Annotated in this window: 17 protein-coding genes; 7 read left to right on the forward strand and 10 right to left on the reverse strand. The window is 67.0% G+C overall.

Going from position 1 to position 17530, the window contains the following annotated elements:
- Positions 1–719: 719 nt before the first annotated feature.
- Positions 720–1376 carry an ATP-binding protein gene (locus AB0B91_RS39985; protein WP_358331485.1) on the reverse strand — a complete coding sequence of 219 codons (657 nt, stop codon included), beginning with the start codon at positions 1374–1376 and terminating at the stop codon, positions 720–722.
- A 221-nt stretch (positions 1377–1597) separates the two neighbouring features.
- On the opposite strand from AB0B91_RS39985, the gene AB0B91_RS39990 reads away from it, so the two are divergent.
- The 3 genes from AB0B91_RS39990 to AB0B91_RS40000 all read left to right on the forward strand — a co-directional run bounded on the left by AB0B91_RS39990 (position 1598) and on the right by AB0B91_RS40000 (position 2841).
- On the forward strand, positions 1598–2413 hold the full coding sequence (locus AB0B91_RS39990; RefSeq protein WP_358331488.1) for a helix-turn-helix transcriptional regulator: 816 nt from the start codon (positions 1598–1600) through the stop codon (positions 2411–2413).
- Positions 2401–2607 (forward strand): DUF397 domain-containing protein, encoded by a 207-nt coding sequence (locus AB0B91_RS39995; protein ID WP_358331491.1) that lies wholly within the window; start codon positions 2401–2403, stop codon positions 2605–2607. Before AB0B91_RS39990 ends, AB0B91_RS39995 begins: the two co-directional genes overlap by 13 nt.
- A 111-nt stretch (positions 2608–2718) precedes the next feature.
- On the forward strand, positions 2719–2841 hold the full coding sequence (locus AB0B91_RS40000; RefSeq protein WP_358331494.1) for a hypothetical protein: 123 nt from the start codon (positions 2719–2721) through the stop codon (positions 2839–2841).
- Between the two features lie 33 nt (positions 2842–2874).
- On the opposite strand, the gene AB0B91_RS40005 is transcribed toward AB0B91_RS40000, so the two are convergent.
- From AB0B91_RS40005 to AB0B91_RS40015, 3 genes are all read right to left on the reverse strand, one after another.
- On the reverse strand, positions 2875–3336 hold the full coding sequence (locus tag AB0B91_RS40005) for a PaaI family thioesterase (protein WP_358331497.1): 462 nt from the start codon (positions 3334–3336) through the stop codon (positions 2875–2877).
- 156 nt (positions 3337–3492) lie between these two features.
- Positions 3493–4164 (reverse strand): enoyl-CoA hydratase-related protein, encoded by a 672-nt coding sequence (locus AB0B91_RS40010; RefSeq protein ID WP_358331500.1) that lies wholly within the window; start codon positions 4162–4164, stop codon positions 3493–3495.
- Positions 4165–4222: 58 nt separating this feature from the next.
- The gene (locus AB0B91_RS40015) at positions 4223–4840 is read right to left on the reverse strand and encodes a TetR/AcrR family transcriptional regulator (RefSeq protein ID WP_358331503.1); all 618 of its coding nucleotides are present in this window, start codon (positions 4838–4840) and stop codon (positions 4223–4225) included.
- Positions 4841–5315: 475 nt separating this feature from the next.
- Here AB0B91_RS40015 and AB0B91_RS40020 point away from each other — a divergent pair, with 475 nt between their 5' ends.
- The 4 genes from AB0B91_RS40020 (at position 5316) to AB0B91_RS40035 (ending at position 10034) form a co-directional block, all read left to right on the forward strand.
- Positions 5316–8270: a glycosyl hydrolase gene (locus tag AB0B91_RS40020; protein WP_358331506.1), complete on the forward strand. Its 2955-nt coding sequence runs from the start codon at positions 5316–5318 to the stop codon at positions 8268–8270.
- A gap of 127 nt (positions 8271–8397) precedes the next feature.
- A complete protein-coding gene (locus AB0B91_RS40025) occupies positions 8398–8940 on the forward strand; it encodes a MarR family transcriptional regulator (RefSeq protein WP_358331509.1) in 543 nt (180 codons plus the stop codon).
- Positions 8941–8985: 45 nt separating this feature from the next.
- Entirely contained in the window at positions 8986–9399 is a 414-nt protein-coding gene (locus AB0B91_RS40030) for an RNA-binding S4 domain-containing protein (RefSeq protein ID WP_358331512.1), read from the forward strand.
- 101 nt (positions 9400–9500) lie between these two features.
- On the forward strand, positions 9501–10034 hold the full coding sequence (locus AB0B91_RS40035; RefSeq protein ID WP_358331515.1) for a hypothetical protein: 534 nt from the start codon (positions 9501–9503) through the stop codon (positions 10032–10034).
- 71 nt (positions 10035–10105) lie between these two features.
- On the opposite strand, the gene AB0B91_RS40040 is transcribed toward AB0B91_RS40035, so the two are convergent.
- The 6 genes from AB0B91_RS40040 to AB0B91_RS40065 form a co-directional block, all read right to left on the reverse strand.
- Complete coding sequence (locus AB0B91_RS40040) at positions 10106–11092, reverse strand: aldo/keto reductase (protein WP_358331518.1); 987 nt, start codon at positions 11090–11092, stop codon at positions 10106–10108.
- A 288-nt stretch (positions 11093–11380) separates the two neighbouring features.
- A complete protein-coding gene (locus AB0B91_RS40045) occupies positions 11381–12427 on the reverse strand; it encodes an ABC transporter permease (protein ID WP_358331521.1) in 1047 nt (348 codons plus the stop codon).
- On the reverse strand, positions 12420–13988 hold the full coding sequence (locus tag AB0B91_RS40050; protein ID WP_358331524.1) for a sugar ABC transporter ATP-binding protein: 1569 nt from the start codon (positions 13986–13988) through the stop codon (positions 12420–12422). The genes AB0B91_RS40045 and AB0B91_RS40050 overlap by 8 nt, the downstream gene beginning before the upstream one ends.
- A 33-nt stretch (positions 13989–14021) precedes the next feature.
- Positions 14022–15092: a sugar ABC transporter substrate-binding protein gene (locus AB0B91_RS40055; protein WP_358331527.1), complete on the reverse strand. Its 1071-nt coding sequence runs from the start codon at positions 15090–15092 to the stop codon at positions 14022–14024.
- A 54-nt stretch (positions 15093–15146) separates the two neighbouring features.
- Positions 15147–15920 carry an SDR family oxidoreductase gene (locus AB0B91_RS40060; protein ID WP_358331530.1) on the reverse strand — a complete coding sequence of 258 codons (774 nt, stop codon included), beginning with the start codon at positions 15918–15920 and terminating at the stop codon, positions 15147–15149.
- Positions 15917–17218, reverse strand: a complete 1302-nt coding sequence (locus tag AB0B91_RS40065) for an enolase C-terminal domain-like protein (protein WP_358331532.1) — start codon at positions 17216–17218, stop codon at positions 15917–15919. Before AB0B91_RS40065 ends, AB0B91_RS40060 begins: the two co-directional genes overlap by 4 nt.
- Positions 17219–17530 lie beyond the last annotated feature (312 nt).

Consider the following 17530-nt stretch of genomic DNA (forward strand, 5'->3'; position numbering starts at 1 on the left):
CGCCACATCTCGCGCGACGCCACCCGCACGCTCACCGTCCTCAACCTCACATGATCGAGAAACCGGACAAAACTCCACTACGCCGGAGCCCTGGGTTCTCCTCGAAGGGCCAGAAGCCGTCGCTGCGAAGGCAGAAGCCGTCAAACATGCGGCCACGGACGCCAACGGAGCGCTGTAGTACATCGCACAAGGCGCCCCTGAACCGCGTTCACGCTTCGACACCGCCCATCAGGTGTTCCGTGACCGGCTGAAGAGCTTCATCGAAACGGCCCGAGCGACCATAGGTTCCCCGTAGCGGGGTTGCTCTGCGAATACCAAAGGGGGCGTGGTGGCGTTCACCGGCCTTACTGGACGCTTCGGAGGTGAGACACGAACATAAGCTGGCCTCGCCCGAGAGGATCAGCGCCCACGTGCGTTCCGCTACCTGGCGGCGCCACGGGCCGGCGTATGTCTCACCAGGAGATAATGCCTGGTTCGTGCGGCGGATCCGATAGTTGCCGCCGCAGGCCAGGAGTTCGTAAACGACCGCGCCGCATGAGCAGGTGTAGTCGAGGATCCGGTAGCGGGACGGCTTATCCGTGGTCCACTCCAGGAGGGTCTTCGGGCTGTCTGTCCGGTGGGGTGGGTGTGGAGAGAGTCCAGGGCAGGGCCATGTCTTCGTCTCCAGACATTCGGGGGGAGCCGGGGCGTCAGCCGCGCGCTTCTCGTTGGCCACGGCCTCAACGCGGCTCATCCAGCGCTCCAGACCCTTGGTTGATCTTCAGTGCGGCCCAGACGATCTTCCCGCCTGTGCTCGGCCATCGATAACCCCAGCATGCGGCTGTCTTGTCGACCACCTGCAGCCCTCGTCCGCCCTCTTCCGACGCGTTGGGGTGGCTGATTTTCGGCGGCTTGCGACTGGGATCCCACACCTCTATGACCACGTCATGGACCGTCCGATGGAGGCCGATCCACACGTGTCGATCACACCAGGCGAACATCCCGATTTCTTCTCCATGGGAATGTTCGCTTGGCTCGACGGCTTTTATGCCGTTTGTCACGAGCTCGCTGATGATGAGCTGGGCGTCGTCAACCAGCTCTTCGCGACCCCACCCCTTCAGCACACGCACAACATGTCTACGCGCAATCGACACAGATACCGGAAAAGCGGGTAGCTCTATGCAGTTGTGTCGATTCGCCATTTCCTTCGCCGCTCCGTCCATATCGCGCTCCCGGAGACGGTCGTGTGGATCCACACCCGCTTGGGTCGGCGTCGGCAACATCTCCCGCTCATGGCCTGCGCCCCCTTTCTCTTGCCGATCAAGATCCGGATGTACGGGCCGGACGACCTCTCCACGAGCTGAGCAATGCGCGTCCATCTCGTCGACCACCTCCATGGGCCTGGAAATCCGTTCACCGCATGCGACGAAAGCTCCGTCTTTCGCTGTTGCGTGGAACCCAAGCATGAGCAATATTGGCGGCCGGTAGAGCCTCCACTTCACGAAACTGGATGACAAAAGAAGACGCAAAGCCTGTATTATCTGTCGCACATCCGTCGTTCTATTGCTGCGGCCCTGGATATTCCATGAGCGGCAGAGCGTGATGATCGGAGGGCAGGGTGGATACCGGCAACAGCGATCAGATGTCACCGCGGGCGCGCTTCGCCTCCAATCTGGAGCACTACCGGAAGAAGGCGAAGCTTTCCCAAATATCACTAAGCGCCCGTATGCGATGCCATACCTCCCTCATCAGCCACGTCGAACGAGGGCGCCGGACGCCCACACTGGAGTTCGCCGAAGCGGCCGATCAGGCTTTCGGGCTTGACGGGCATTTCGCAAAGCTATATAGGCAAATCGCCCATTCACCCGCCCTCGGTTGGTTTGCACGCTGGGTGGAGGAGATAGAGCCGCAGGCGGTCATCCTTCAGTCGTGGGATCCGCTCCTGGTGCCAGGGCTACTCCAGACCCCGGAGTACGCGCGAGCGCTCTTCTCCACAACGTCTCCTCCCGACCGAGTGGAGGAACGGGTTCAAGCGCGCACGCGACGCATGCAGATCTTCGAAGGTCCGGCGCCTCCGACGTTCCTGGCCCTGGTCGACGAGAGTGTGCTCGATCGCCCCATCGGAGGGCCGGCAGTCCTCCTGAAGCAGCTCCACTACCTACACGAACTGACGCAGCACCCGCGAATCACCATCCAATTGGTGCCAGTCGCAGCAGGCTGCGTGGTTGGCATGGTGAGTGCATTCGCCCTGGCACGCCTCCGTGACGGAACCGAGGTGGTGTCGGCGGACTCGATCCTGTCCGGCCATGTCACTGGGGATCATGACGCCGTAGCACAAATCAAGCTGAGATATGACACCATCAGAGCGGATGCTCACTCGCAAACAGTGTCACAACGGGCAATAGGGGATGCGATAAGGAAATGGTCGAAGTGAACCTGGAGCAAGCGGAGTGGCGTAAGGCGACCGCCAGTGGCGATACCGGCCAGTGCGTCGAAGTGGCAACCAATATCCCGAACGTCGTAGCCGTGCGTGACAGCAATAACCCAACCGGACCTGCATTGATCTTCACGCGCGATGAGTGGACGGCGTTCCTGCACGGAGCGACCCACGGCGAGTTCGACGTCTGATCACCGGGAAGCCCTCGCGCGCTGTCGCGAAGACTTCCCGCATCGCCGTACGACTCTTAACGAGAACCCCATGTTCGGGGTCAGGCGCCGCAGCAGGGGTACAGCGGCATCGTGGCGGCGCTCCTCTTCTCCCCCACGGCGGCTCTGGTACCGCTCGCGGTCACCGTCCTGACGATCACCGTGCGGGTCGTGTACGGCAGCGGTGTCCTCCGGCACGCTCGCCCTGCGGCGTGAACCAAGGCTCCGAACCAAGGCTCCGAACCACGGTCAGTCGCTGCCTCCGATAATGAGACAGGTGGTGGTGGCGTGGGCGACCAGTTTCCCCTGGTCGTCCAGGACCTTGCCTTCTGCTGTGGCGGTACGGCGGCCGGCGTGGATGACGTTCCCCTCGGCGGTGAGCGTCTGGCCGCCGGTGTGGGCTGCCCGGATGTAGTTGACCTTGAGTTCGAGGGTCGTGTAGCCGACACCCGCGGGGAGGGTCGTGTGGACCGCGCACCCCATGACGGAGTCCAGGAGGGTGGCCGCGATGCCGCCGTGGACGGTGCCGAGGGGGTTGGCGAAGTCCGGCCGGGTGTCGAGCGAGATGACGATGCGGCCGTGCTCCACTTCGTCGAACCGCATGCCGAGCAGCCTGCTGATCGAAGGGATGTCGGTTTCGGTCGGCCGCACGGACTGTATCCGGCGCATCAGTTCGAGGCCCGACAGAGCGGTGAAGTCGGTCGTGGACACGGATTGCTCCTTGCGGTGGTGCTAATAGAGCCGTCGGGTTGACGGTCAGCCTTGAAGGCTTTCGATGCGAGAGGGCACGGGCTTGTGCCAGGTGGGGGTGGTGCCGGCCGAGTGGGTCATGCTCTCGTCTCCGCGTCGGCCGTGGCGGGTACGGTGTCAGCCCATGAGGCTGGTCGTGTCGCGCAGGGCGGCCAGGACAGGTGCGTACATGCGGGTTCTAATGGTGGCGAGGGTGTCACCCGCCTTGGGCGCCTGGGCCTGGGCTATCTCGACGGCGGTCGTCCGTACGGCGTTCTCGTCGACGGCGTGGTCGACGATGCTGGCGGCCACGGCGTCATGGCCGCCGTAGCGGCGGGCGGTGAGCATGGCCTCGTGGGCGGTCTGCGGCGTCAGACGGGACTGGATGAGGGCGGACATGCCGGGTGTGAAGGGGATGTTGATGCCAGCCTCGGGCAGGCACCAGAAGCCGCGGTCGGCGCGCATCACACGGAAGTCGTGGGCCAGCGAGAACATGGCGGCGGCGGCGAAGGTGTGCCCCTGCAGCGCTGCCACGGTGGCCACCGGCAGGGACAGCAGCCGCGCGAAGAGCGCGTGCACCGAGGTCACGTAATCCTGGTGCTGGTCCGGATGGGCGAAGTACCAGTCCAGGTCGAGCCCGGTGGAGTAGAACTTTCCCGTCGCGGCGGTCACCAGGGCGCGCGGCCCGTCCGCCTTCTCCACCTCGTCCAGGGCGGCATCGACGGCGGCTATCCAGTCGGGGTGGAATCGGTTCTCGCCGTCGCCGAGGTCGAGGACGAAGACGTCGTCCTGGCGGTCGAGTACGGGCATGGCGCGGCTCCCTCGGGCTGGGCGGTCACGGACGGGTGCCGTGACCGGAGTTGGGCGGTCACGGACGGGTGCCGTGACCGGGGTCAGGGTCGGGCCGGTCCCTCAGGGCGTGGACCAGCAGGTCGTGGATCTCGGCGGCGGCGTCGTCCAGAGGGGCGATGCCGCGTTCGGCTCGGCACATGATCACGGCGCCCTCGACCGCGGCGATGACGAAGGCGGCCAGCCTCCTGCTTCGCCCCTCGGGCAGGCCGTTCTGGAGGAACAGGCCGGTCAGTGCCTCTCGCCAGCGGGCGAAGACCTCGGCGGCGGAGCGGGCGAGTTGCGGGGCGTCGTCGTTGGTCTCCACGGCTACCGCCACGATCGGGCAGCCCGCCCGGAAGTCGCTCTCCACCAGCCGGTCCCGCCACAGGGCGAAGAACGTGTCGAGGGCCTCCAGTACGTCGTCGGCCCGCGTTGCGGCGTCGATGAGGCCCGCGACGTAGTCGCCGGCCAGCGTCACCGCCTCGTCGATCAACTGGGCGCGTCCGCCTGGGAAGTGGTGGTAGACCGACCCGCGCGGAGCGCCGCTGTGCGCGAGGACACGGTCGATGCTCGTCGCGCCGGCGCCGTACTCGCGCAGCAGGGTGGCGGCGCTGAGGACCATCCGCTCCCGGCTGTCGCTTTTACGGGGACTCACACCGCCACCGACCTTCATTCGACGCTACCGATGAGTAACTTATGCCGTATGTCATAGAACATGCAAGAAGGTTCGGAGGCCGGACGGGGTGGCCGGCGCCGTCCGCGACCGCCCTCCGTCGCGCGACGGAGGGGCATGGCAGGACAAAAGGCGAGCGCTGTCGGGCAGCTCGCTGGCGGCCTCGTTCGGCCAAGAGAATCGGAAGCTCGGGAGCCCCGAAGATGTGAATCGTTTTAAACTCAATGCGCGAAAAGGGGCGATCACGGGCGAGGGTGCGAGGCATGGCGGCGCCTGGCGCCTGAGGCTATCGCACAGGGGTCGCGAGGCTCGCCGGACCCAGTCACGGCAGGAAGCCGCCCACGCCAACATTTATAGTTTCCTCACGACATTGCTTTTGCGCGCAGCACGGGCCTAGTGTCGGACCCAACGGCGCCCGCAGAACGAGTTAAATCGATGCAATCTTGAAGGGGTACTCATGTCACTTGACGACCTCACCCGCCTGGTCACCGACCCGCCCATCGAGTTCCGGCCTGAGGTCCGATGGTGGCTGGCAGAAGGCCTGCACACCGACGAGACGCTGTTGCGCGAGGTCGACACCGCGCACCGGCTCGGGTTCGGCGGGATGGAGTTCCTCGCCATGGACGAGGCCGGCATCGACCATGCCCGTTACGGCTGGGGCTCGGAGGAGTGGACGCACGACTCCCACGTGGTGGTGAACGAGACGACCAGGCGGAACATGGCGGTGAGCTTCACCTCCGGCACGAACTGGGCGAACGCGAACCTGCCCACCATCACGCCCGATCACCCGGCCGCCGCCCAGGAGCTCGACGTGGTGACCGAGGACCTCGGGCCCGCCGGCTCGCGCAGCGGCCTGCTCCCGCGCGTGGACCTCGACGCCGAGGCGCCCGTGACTCAGCTACCCGGTCATCGCGGCAAGGTGACCGAGCAGCATCTGGTGGCCGTCGTGGCCGCGCGGGTGTTGGAAGCCACCACGCTCGACCTTCAATCCGTCGTCGACCTCACCGACCAGGTACGGGACGAGACGCTGGAGTGGCGCGCCCCGGACGACGGCCCGTGGCGACTGTTCGTCTTGTGGATGCACGGCACCGGGCAGACCGCCTCGCCCTCGGCGTCGGTCAACTACACCGTCAACTACCTGGACCGGGACGGCGTCGAGGCGGTCATCGACTACTGGACCTCGGTCGTGCTCACCCCCGAGCTGCGCGAGCAGATCAGCCGCAACCCGCGGGTGCAGATGTACATGGACTCCCTGGAGCTGTCGACCTACGGCGCCGGCGGCCTGTTCTGGGGGCGTACCTTCGCCGAGGAGTTCCGTGCCCGCCGCGGCTACGACATCACGGTCTGGCTGCCCTTCCTGCTGCGCAGTGTGCCGTTCATGGCGGTCAGTACGGCATATCACTACGACGTACGCGAGGAGCACCGCGTCACCGTCGAGAAGGTGCGCTTCGACTACGTGCGTACGCTCACCGACCTCTACATCGAGAACATGCTGCGCCCGTTCGCCACATTCCTGCACGACAATGGGATCACGCTGCGCTCCGAGATCAGCTACGGGCTGCCGTTCGAGCTCACCCGGCCGGGGCCGGAGGTGGACGGCATCGAGACCGAGTCCCTGGAGTTCGGGGCGCAGATCGACGCGTACCGGCTGATGGCGGGGCCGGCCCACCTGTTCGGCAAGCAGTACTCCTCCGAGACCGGCGCGACCACCCGCAACCACATCCTCGACCACCGCTTCTACGACCAGATCATCGCCACCCAGCTGGCGGCCGGGATCACCAAGACCGTGCTGCACGGCTGGGCGAGCACGGCCGGCGCCGAGGGCGTCACCCAGTGGCCGGGGCACGAGGGCATGTGGCCGATGTTCTCCGAGCGGTTTGACACCCGGCAGCCCGCGGCCGAGTTCTATCCCCTGTGGAACAAGGCGATCGGCCGATTCCAGGCCGTCCTGCGTCAGGGCAGGCCGCGGATCGACGTCGGGATCCTGCGTACCGACCACTTCACCGACAACACCAGCGGCCTGGCCCTGGTGGACTCGGAGGGCCGTCGTATCCCGGACGAGGACGCCTACGGGCGCATGTGGATGCGCGACCGCCAGAACCACTGGTGGCAGGACCTGGGCATGCAGGACGCCGGATGGACGTACGAGTTCTTCGACGGATCGCTGCTGCTGCGCGATGAGGTGTCGTTCACCGGCGGGCTCGTCCAGCCCGACGGACCCGGCTACCAGGCGCTCATCGTCTACCAGGAGACGCTGGACGCGGACGTTGCGGCCGAGCTTCTGGAGTGGGCGCGCCAGGGTCTGAAGCTTGTCATCGTCAACGGCGCCCGCGAACTCAAATGGCTCACCGCCGGCCAGCACACCACCCATCACCAGGCGGCGGCCCGCACCCCGGGCCTGGACGGCCGCGATGAGGAACTCGCCCAGACGATGGCGCACCTGCGCGCGTGCCCGAACGTCGCCGAGGTGCACGATCCCGCCCATAGCCTCCAGGCGTTGCGTGACCTCGGCATCTCCGGACGCGCCGAGTTCGCCACCGGCAACCACAATGTCCTGAGCCACCTGCGCGAGGACGGTGACCTGCTGCACCTGTACCTCTACCACTTCCTCTACGAGACCGGCGAGCCGACCACCGTCGAGGTCGCTCTTCCGGGTACCGCGGCCGTACACCGGATCGACGCCTGGACCGGCGACATCCGGCCCCATCGCGGCGTACGGCACGAAGCGGGCCGGACGATCGTCACCGTAACCCTGGCCCCAGGTGAGACGGCGCTGTTCACTCTCGACCGCGCAGCGTCGCAGCCGACGGGATCCGATCCCGTCACGGCCGAGCCGTCGCAGGAGATCCCCCAGTGGACGATCGCGGTCGAGAGCTGGGACGCCGGCGGCCTGGAAGTGATCTCCGAGGACCGCGGGCTCGGCTATGAGACCCGCGAGGAGCGCCCCACCACGGCCATCACCCGCCTCGACGCCGGCCACGGCCCCCTGCGGCCATGGAAAGACCTCCCCGAGGTGGGGCCCGAGGTCAGCGGCGTCGGCGAGTACACCACCACTTTCGCTCTCGACCAGGCCCCGGCCGAAGGAACCAGGTACCTGCTCGACCTCGGATCGACTGCAGGCGCCTTGGGCTGTGTCCAGGTCAACCAGGGCGCGGTCAAGGGCTTCGACACGTCCTGCCCGCAGGTGGACGTCACCGGCGACCTGCAGCCGGGCCAGAACCGGGTGACGGTCCGCGTTTCCAGCTCGCTGAACAACCGGCTGCTCGCCCGTGGCTACTACGACGCCATCCGTGACGTGATCGCGGGCTTCACCGGCGGCAACGAGACGCAGAAGACGACAGTGCACGACCACGGGCTGCTCGGACCGGTGCGGCTGCTGCAGGAAGCGACAACGGAAGCGACAACAAGCTGAACCGGCCGCGCGGCGACCGGACTCGTCACAGGCAACCACGTGCCCTGACCGGTCGCCCGCGCCTGCACCGCCAGCACATAGGCTTTCGCCGAGTACGAACTATGCAAGGCCATAGGGGAGGCACATCGTGGCGCGCGTACAACGCTACGAGCTGGACGATCCGGACATCGACCTGTCACCCGCCATCGCGCCGGACCCTCTCGACCTGCGGGTCTCCTTGGCTTCGATCATCCACTGGGCCGACAGTCTCACCCTGCGGCTGACCGTCATGGCCGCTGTCGACTTCCCCGTGAACGACGTGTCGATGTTCCTCGTCGTCAACCAGCTCAGTTATCGAGGGGCGATGCGCCCCAGCGAACTGGCGGAGGCCCTGGGCACAGGACGGGCGAACCTCTCCAAGATCGCCCACCGCCTGGACGAGGCGGGCCTCATCGTACGGGTGCGCGAGCCCTCCGACGAACGCAGCACACTGCTCGCGCTGACTCCCCGAGGCCGGGAGATCGGAGAGCGGATCATGCTGCAGGCCCAGCAGCATGTCGACACGATGCTCGCCGACTGGAGCGAGGAGGACACCACCACGCTCAAACGCCTCCTCTCCCGCCTGGCCCGCGACGCCATGTGGATGCAGCAAGCGCCACGAAAGCGCATCGAGCCAAACCGCCACCGGTGACGTGCTGGCCTGCTGGCGGCGCGGCAGCCTCAGTACAGTGGCGGGGTGACAGGTGAGCAACTGAGTGCGCGAGTGGACACCTGGATCTGGTCAGTGCGGCTCACCAGGACTCGTTCGATCGCGTCCGACGCCTGCCGAGGCGGTCACGTCCGGGTCAACGGGGTGCGGGTCAAGCCCGCGCACGCCGTACGGGTCGGCGACGAGGTCCGGCTGCGGCACGATGGGCACGAACGCATCGTGGTCGTCTCCCGCGTCATCACCAAGCGCGTAGGCGCTGCCGTGGCCACCGAGTGCTACGTCGACAAGAGCCCTCCGCCTCCTCCCCGCGAGGAGGCCGTGACGGTGGCCGTCCGGGCTCGTGGCGCGGGCCGTCCCACCAAACGCGAACGCCGCAGCATCGACAAGCTGCTCGGACGCCCTGTGGTGGAGGGGCAGCCCCGCCAGGCACACCCGGAGTGAAAGGGCATGCCTCGCGGCGATCGACGCTGTGTACACCCACCTCGTAACCCAGCCCTGCACATTCGGCAGACCGACGAGACTGAATGTGATGCCATGAGGCCATGGAAGCTGTGCTGGCAGGAGCCGTCGCCGTAGTAGGAACTCTCCTGGGGTCCATCGTCACGCACTGGTTGCAACGCCGCACGACAGATCAGATGGAGATGCGGTCCCGAGAGCGCAACCTCCGGCAAGAGCGAATCGAGGCATATGGAGCCTTCGCCGTCGCGTCAACCACGTACAGACAGGCGCGGATCACGCGTTGGTACAGACAACAGGACGACCCACAAGGGCCGACCTATCACGAAGCTCGCGCCGAAAGCGACCGCGCCCAAGGAACAGCCCGGCACGCCCTGTTCCGCGCCCAGATCATCGCCGGCGACAACACCGTGACGGCCTGCGCCCAAAGCGTGCTGGCGACGATCGATGAAATGCGTCCCACTCTGTCACGACCGGAGTTCGACGCAAAGGCCAAGGAGAGCGACTACCTGCTTACTCAATTCGTGTCCCATGCATCGCGGGACGTAGTCGGCCTGATAAAGCCTCATGACCTGCGATCATTGCCCGAGCTTGACGCCCAGCCGAGCCCCGAAAGCTGACCACACCAGTTCCTCGCGGAGCAGCGGCGGATACAGGAGGCCGGCGGTCCTCGGCTGGTGACGGTGCTCTATTAGTGGACCGCGTCCAGGCGGGCCCGCTGGTCCTCGGTCAGTTCCAGGTCCACCGCGGCGAGGTTCTCCTCCAACTGCGCCACCGACGACGCACCAGCCAGCGGGATGATCGGGAACCGGCCGCCGATCTGCCAGGCCAGCACCACCTGGTTCACGCTCGCCCCGCTCTCATTGGCGACCTGGCGCAGCACCGCCATCCGGGCCGGAGTTCCAGGGTGGTCGTAGTCCGGCGGCACCGGCTTATCCTCCCTGGTGTAAGCGCCACCTAGCAGCGGCGAGTAGGCGACCAGGGTCAGGCCAGGCTCAGCGCGTAGGTAGCTCAGCAGTTCGGCTCCGGCATGCCCGAGGCTACCGTCCTCGAAGATCGATTCGGGTACGTCGAAGCGAGGGCGCAGATGGCTGTGCTGGTACTGCAGCACCTCGTACCCCGCAACCCCCGCCGCAGCGGCGAGGGCGCGGGCCCGCTCCACCCGCCAGATCGCATGGTTGCTCACGCCGAGCAGCCCAACCGTGCCCTCCGCCACCAACTCGCCGAAGCCCTCGACGGTGTCGCTGAGCGGCACTGTCCGATCCTCGATGTGCGCATAGAGTAGGTCGATCTTGTCCACGCCGAGCCGTTCCCGGCTGCGCTCGGCCGACTCCCGGATCGCCATGGCGGACAACCCCTCGGCGTTGCCGGCATAGCTGGTGCCGGGCGCGAGCGGCCTCGCCCCCAGCTTGGTGGCGATCACGATCTCGTCGCCGATGCCCCGGCTGCGACGCCAGCGCCCGAGGAGTTCCTCGCTCTGGCCGCCTTGGCCGCCGTCGACCCAGAAGGCGTAATTGTTTGATGTGTCGATGAACGTCCCGCCGGCCTCGACATAGCGGTCAAGGATGGCGAAGGACGTCTTCTCATCGGTCACCGAGCCGAACAGCATCGCGCCGAGGGCGAGCACGCTCACCTCACGGCGAGTCGTTGAGTCGGTGCCTATCGTTCGATATTTCATGCCGTCTCTCCAGTCCGGCCCGCCGTATCCGGGCCCGAGAGAGAGCCTGGGTGCTGGAGCGAACTCCAGGTCAAGTCAGAAAGGCGTAGTGGGATCCGACTGCAGCGCCCTCACCCGTACCTGATGACCTCGCGACGCAACAGGAAATCCGTCATTCCTCGTTGCCCCTCCCATCTGAAGCCACTGCTCATCGACATCTTGCACGTTCAGCACCCTTGAGGGCGGCAGGCGCCGCAAAAGCGCATCGAGCCGAACCGCCACCGGTGATGCGCTGAACCATCCCCCTGGTCATTCTTGGACCTTTCCTCCGGTGATGCGGGAGATGACCAGAGCGATGATGATGATCGCGCCGTTGAGTGCGCCGATCCACTGGGCGGGGACGCCCGCGAGGGTGAGCACGTTCTGGATCAGGTAGAGGAGCAGAACGCCGGTGAAGGCCCCGAAGATCGTCCCCTTGCCGCCGTTCAGGCTGATGCCGCCGATGACGGCAGCGGCGAAGACCGTGAAGATGTAGCCGTTGCCCTGGGCGGAGGCGACAGAGGCCAGCCGGCCGGACAGCAGCAACCCGCTGAGCGCGGCCAGAACGCTCGCCGTGACGATGACGATCCACAGCACGCGGTCGGTGCGGATGCCGGCCGCCTTCGCGGCGTTCACGTTGCCGCCGATGGCGTACAGCGACCGGCCGAAGCCGGTGAAGCCGAGTACCACGATCCCGATCGCGAACAGCGCCAGGCAGATCCAGATGGAGGCGGGGACGCCGAGCCACTGGGTCGTACCGAGGTACATCATCGATTCGGGCAGTTGGAAGAACGTCTGCCCACCGGAAATCCCGGTCAGAATGCCTCGCAGCACGATGAGCATGCCGAGCGTGACGATGAAGCCGTTGAGCCCGAACCGGATGATGAGCAGCGCGTTGGCGGCGCCCACCAGCAGACCGACGGCGATGGTGACGGGAACCGCCCAGGCACCCGGAAGGAGGCCGAGACCGTGGCCCGCCCCGGCGGAGACGGTGAGCCAGGCGGCGACCCCGGGCGCCAGCCCCATGGTGGACTCGAGCGAGAGGTCCATCTTCTTGACGATCAGCACCATGGTCTGCGCGAGGACGAGTATCGCGATCTCCGACATGGTCTGCAGGATGTTGACGATGTTGTCGGGTTGCAGGAATACCGGGCTGACGAACTGTCCTACTACCCCGATGACGATGATCGCGGGGATGAGCGCCAGATCGCGCAAGCGGGCGAAGGCGATCCGGCGCCGGGTGCCGTCGGCCGAGGGCGAGTCGGCTCCCGGTGTGCCGGGGGTGGCGTCCGCGTTCGCGGTCGCGGTCTCATGCATCGAGGTCCACTCCTTCCATCGCGGCCACGAGGTCGTGGTCGTGCCAGCCACTGGCCATCTCGGCGACCACGCGGCCCTTGAACATCACCAGGACGCGGTCGCACATTCGCAGGTCGTCCAGCTCGTCGGACGCGATGAGCGCGCCCGTGCCCGACTGGACGATCTCCTCGACCTTGCCGAGGAGGAATTCCTTGGACCGCACGTCGACGCCGGCGGTCGGGTTGATGAGGACAAGCAGCCGTGGGTCGTTGGCCATCGCCCGAGCCATGACGACTTTCTGCTGGTTGCCTCCCGAGAGTCCGGAGACCGGCACCTCGTGCCCGGGAGTTTTGATCGCCAGCCGCTTGATCATGGAGCGGGCGAGGGCGTCCCGGCGAGGCCCGCTGATGAATCCCGACGGTCCGAGCCGCTCGGGAATCGTCAGCGTGCTGTTGTCCGCGATGGACATCTCGGGCACGAAGCCCTGGTCATGGCGGTCCTGCGGGACGAACCCGGCTCCGGCCGCCAGGGCGGCGGACACGCTGCCGGGCCGTGGGCGCTGTCCGGCGATCTCTACGGCGCCCGCGCCGGCAGTGCGCAGGCCGACGACCGTCTCGGCCACCTCGGTACGGCCACTGCCCGCCGCGCCGGCCAGACCGACGATCTCACCCACGCGGACCTGGAACGACACATCGTCGTACGCGCCCTCCGCGGACAGGGCATCGACCCTGAGCACGTGCTCCCCGCCGGGCCGGTGCGCGGCTTCATGCCCGTGCTGTGCCGCGGCCGCAGCGGCCTCGCCGGTCATCGCCGCGACCAATTCCGCGCGCGGCAGCCGCTCCACGGGCGCGGTGAGGATGTGGCGCGCGTCCCGGAAGACCGTCACCATGTCGCAGATTTCATAGATCTCCTGCAGGTGGTGACTGATGAAGAGGAAGGTGACGCCCTGCTGCTGGAGATCACGGATACGGTCGAAGAGCCGGGCGATCGCAGCGGCGTCCAGTTGGGCCGTCGGCTCGTCGAGGATGATGAAGCGCGCGCCGAACGACAGCGCTCTGGCGATCTCGACGAACTGCCGTTGCTCGATGGTGAGGTCTCCCGCCCTGGTTCCGGCGCTCACGTCCACCGACCAGCTCTCCAGCAGTTCCCGGGCTTGGCGGCGGAGCATGCGCCAGCTGATCAGTCCGGCGCGGCCCCGGCTGTACCGGTTGAGGCACAGGTTCTCGGCGACCGTCAGCTCGGGGATGATCGTCGATTTCTGGTAAACGCAGGCCACTCGCTGCCGCCAGGCGTCGCGGTCGGCGAGCCGTGGCGCGGGCTGCCCGCCGAAGGTCAGCGCCCCTTCATCCGGTGCCTGCAGACCGGTCAGGATCGACACCAGGGTCGACTTGCCGGCTCCATTGCGCCCCACGAGCGCGTGTGTCTCACCCGGCATGATCGTGATCCCGGCGCCGTCGAGCGCCAACGTCGAACCGAACCGCTTGGTGATCTCCGCCGCCTCGGCGACGGGTGGCCCAGCCGGGGGCCACCCGCCGCCGCTCGGGGCTGGACCGGAGCTCGTCGCCGGCTCCCGATCGCCCATATCAGCCGCCTTCCTTCTCTCGCCGGCTTCCGATCAGCCGAGGTTGTTGCCCCACAGGGACTTGTCGTCGCTCTTCAGGCTCTTGACGCCGCCGTAGGTTTCGCCGTCTGAGGTGACTAGCGGGGCCGAGAGCTGGTCCTCCAGCAGGCCCGGGCGGACCTGGATGATGGTGCTGTCGTGGTCGGTCGGGCCCGGCTGGAACGTCTTGCCGTCGATCGCGGCTTTGAGGTAGTGCAGGGCGTACTTGGCGTAGAGGTCGGCCGGCTGCGAGACGGTCGCGTCGACCTTGCCCTCGGCGATGGCCTTGAGCTCCTCTGGGATGCCGTCGTTGGAGACGACGTAGACGTGCTTGGGGTCATCCGGCTTCACCAGCAGGCCTCGCTGTTGCAGCACCTGCAGCGTCCCGGCGAGCGCGAAGCTCGACTGCATGTAGACGCCCTTGATGTCGGGGTTGGCGATCAGGTCCGTCTGCAGCTTCTGCGCGGCGATCGCGCCGTCCCAGTTCGTGGCCTCCCCGAAGACCTTGATGCCGGGGTAGTTCTTCTTCATGCAGTCGTTGAAGGCCTCGGTGCGGTCGCGGCCGTTGACCGAGGCGAGGTCGCCCTGCAGCATGACGACTTTGCCCTTGCCGCTGAGTTTGGTGCCGAGGAACTGGCAGGCCTTCTCGCCGTACGCGCGGTTGTCGGCCCGGACGACCATGTAGACGTCTCCGGTGTCGGGTCGGGTGTCGACGGTGACGACGGGGATCTTCTTCGCGGCGAGTTGCTGGAGGGTCGGGGCGATGGCGGCGGTGTCCTGAGGTGCCATCGCGACGCCCTTCACGCCCTGACTCATGAACGTCTGCGCGTTGGCGGTCAGCTTGGCGACGTCGTTCTGGGAGTTGGTGGTCTTGATGTCCAGGCCGAGCTGCTTGGCGTATTCGGGGGTGTACTTGATGTAGGAATTCCAGAAGTCGGTGTCGGAGCGCGGGTAGTCGACACCCACCACGGGGGAGCCGCCGCCGTTGGTGGCCGCGGTGCCGGAGGCGCCGCCACCGCAGGCCGAGAGGAGGGAGACGGCCAGGCAGGAGCCGATGCCAGCCACGGTTGCCGACCTGAGTTTCATGTGTTCTCCTTGCCGCTGACCTCGGTCTCGCCGAGGGACGAAGTCGGTGCTGAGTCAGTTGCGTGGACGGATTCGCAGGCCGCTCATGCCGCCATCCACGGCAAGATCGGTTCCTGTTGTGGCCCCGGCGAGCGGACTCGCCAGATACGTGATGGCCGCGGCGACTTCCTCGGCGGTCACGAGCCGGCCGGTGGGTTGACGTGCTTCCAAGGCGCGGCGTTCCGCGGCCGGGTCCGGCGCCGCCGCCAGCAACCGGCCGATCCACGGGGTGTTGACGGTGCCGGGATTGACGCAGTTGACGCGGATACCGGCGTGCACCAGGTCGGCCGCGCTCGCGCGGGTCAGCGATAGCACGGCGCCTTTGGTGGATGAGTACAGAGCTCGGTTCGGCAGTCCTGCCGTTGCCGCGATGGAGCAGGTGTTGACGATCGCGGCCTTTCCCGGCCGGGTCTGTGCGGAGCGGCGCAGGTGGGGGAGCACGGCACGGGTGACCCGGACGATCCCGAACACGTTGATCTCGAAGACCCGGCGCCACTCCTCGTCGTCGTTGTCCTCGATCGCGCCCTGGGCGCCGATTCCCGCGTTGTTGATCAGGATGTCGATCCCGCCGAGGAGCTCGGCGGCTCTGCCGACGGCCCCGCGCACCGAGTCGTCGTCGGCGACGTCCGCGTGGAGCCCGGCGAGCGGTTCGACCACGTCAGGCTTCAGGTCGAGGCAGGCGACGCGTGCGCCCCGCTCGGCGAGGAGCGTCGCGGTCGCCAGCCCTATGCCGGAGGCGCCGCCGGTGACGATCGCGGCCAGGCCCGCGAATTCCTGCGGGCCGTTCATCCGGTGGTCGCCCATTCCGGGCCGTCCGGATAGCGGTGGCGGGCGACGGACTCCGGGTGGAGCTGGGCACCGATCCCCGGAGTCACCGGGGCGCGGTAGTGGCCTTCACGGATCCGGACCGGGTCGGTGAAGTGTTCGTGCAGGTGGTCGACGTACTCGATCACCCGGTCCTCGGTGCTGCCGCTCACCGCGACGTAGTCGAACATGGCGAGGTGCTGGACCATCTCGCACAGTCCGACGCCGCCGGCGTGCGGGCAGACCGGGACGCCGAACTTGGCGGCGAGCAGCAAGATGGCGACGTTCTCGGTGACGCCCGCCACCCTGCTCGCGTCCATCTGCAGGATGTCGATCGCGCCGGCCTGGAGCAATTGCTTGAACATCACCTTGTTGTGGGTGTGCTCGCCGGTCGCCACCTTCATCGGCGCCACGGCCTGGCGGATCGCCGCGTGGCCGAGAATGTCGTCGGGCGAGGTGGGCTCCTCGATCCAGTACGGATCGTACGGCGCGAGCGGCCGAAGCCATTCGATGGCCTGGGGAACGCCCCACGCCTGGTTGGCGTCGATGGCGATGCGGATGTCGGGACCGACGGCCGAGCGGGCCAGTGCGAGGCGACGCAGATCGGCCTCCTGATCGGCGCCGACCTTCAGTTTGATCTGGGTGAAGCCGTCGGCGACCGCCTGTTTGGCCAGATGGACGAGTTTTTCGTCGGTGTAGCCGAGCCAGCCTGGGGTGGTGGTGTAGGCGGGGTACCCGTGCGCGAGCAGGTGGCGCGTCCGCTCGGCCCGGCCAGGTTCAGCACTCCGGAGGATGGCCAGAGCCTCCTCGCGCGTCAGCGCGTCCTGCAGGTATCGGAAGTCGACCAGGTCGACGATCCGCTCCGGGGACATCTCCGCCAGCAGGCGCCATACCGGCTTGCCTTCACGGCGGCCATGAAGATCCCATATGGCGTTGTCGATGGCCGCCGCCGCCATGTGGATGGTGCCCTTCTCCGGGCCGAGCCACCGCAGCTGGCTGTCACCGGTGAGCCTGCGGGAGAACGCGCCGAGGTCGGCGAGCACCTCCTCCACCGGCAGGCCGACCACCAGCGGCGCCAGTGCCTTCACGGCGGCGACCTCGAGGTCGTTGCCGCGGCCCACGGTGAACGCCAGTCCGTAGCCCTCGCCACCCGTGCTGGTGCGGACCACCACGTAGGCGGCGGAGTAGTCCGGTTCGGGGTTCATCGCGTCGGAGCCGTCGAGATCGCGTGAGGTGGGAAACCGGACGTCCACCGCCTCGACGGCGCTGATGACTTCAGTCACGGCGGCCGACGCCTTCCCAGCGACCTCTATGGGCCGCGACGGTCATCGGTGCCGGACTCCCAATGCGTTTCGTTTGCGTGAACGTTGCGTTAGGTCGGTGCTTCGACATGGGATGGATTTAAACGCGCCAGGGAATGCCGTGTCTAGGCTTGCCTCATGATTTTTGACATCATCACAGCTCATCCCGTTGGTACGGTGAAACCTTCAGTGCCGTCCTCCCAGCAAGACATGGGATTACTGCTTTCCAGACATGGGATGTCGCTGCTACGCTGCGGGGACGAACCGATCACAATGTCCGGATCTCCTCCTGTG

It is taken from the genome of Nonomuraea sp. NPDC049141 (assembly GCF_040648415.1).
GTDB lineage: Bacteria > Actinomycetota > Actinomycetes > Streptosporangiales > Streptosporangiaceae > Nonomuraea.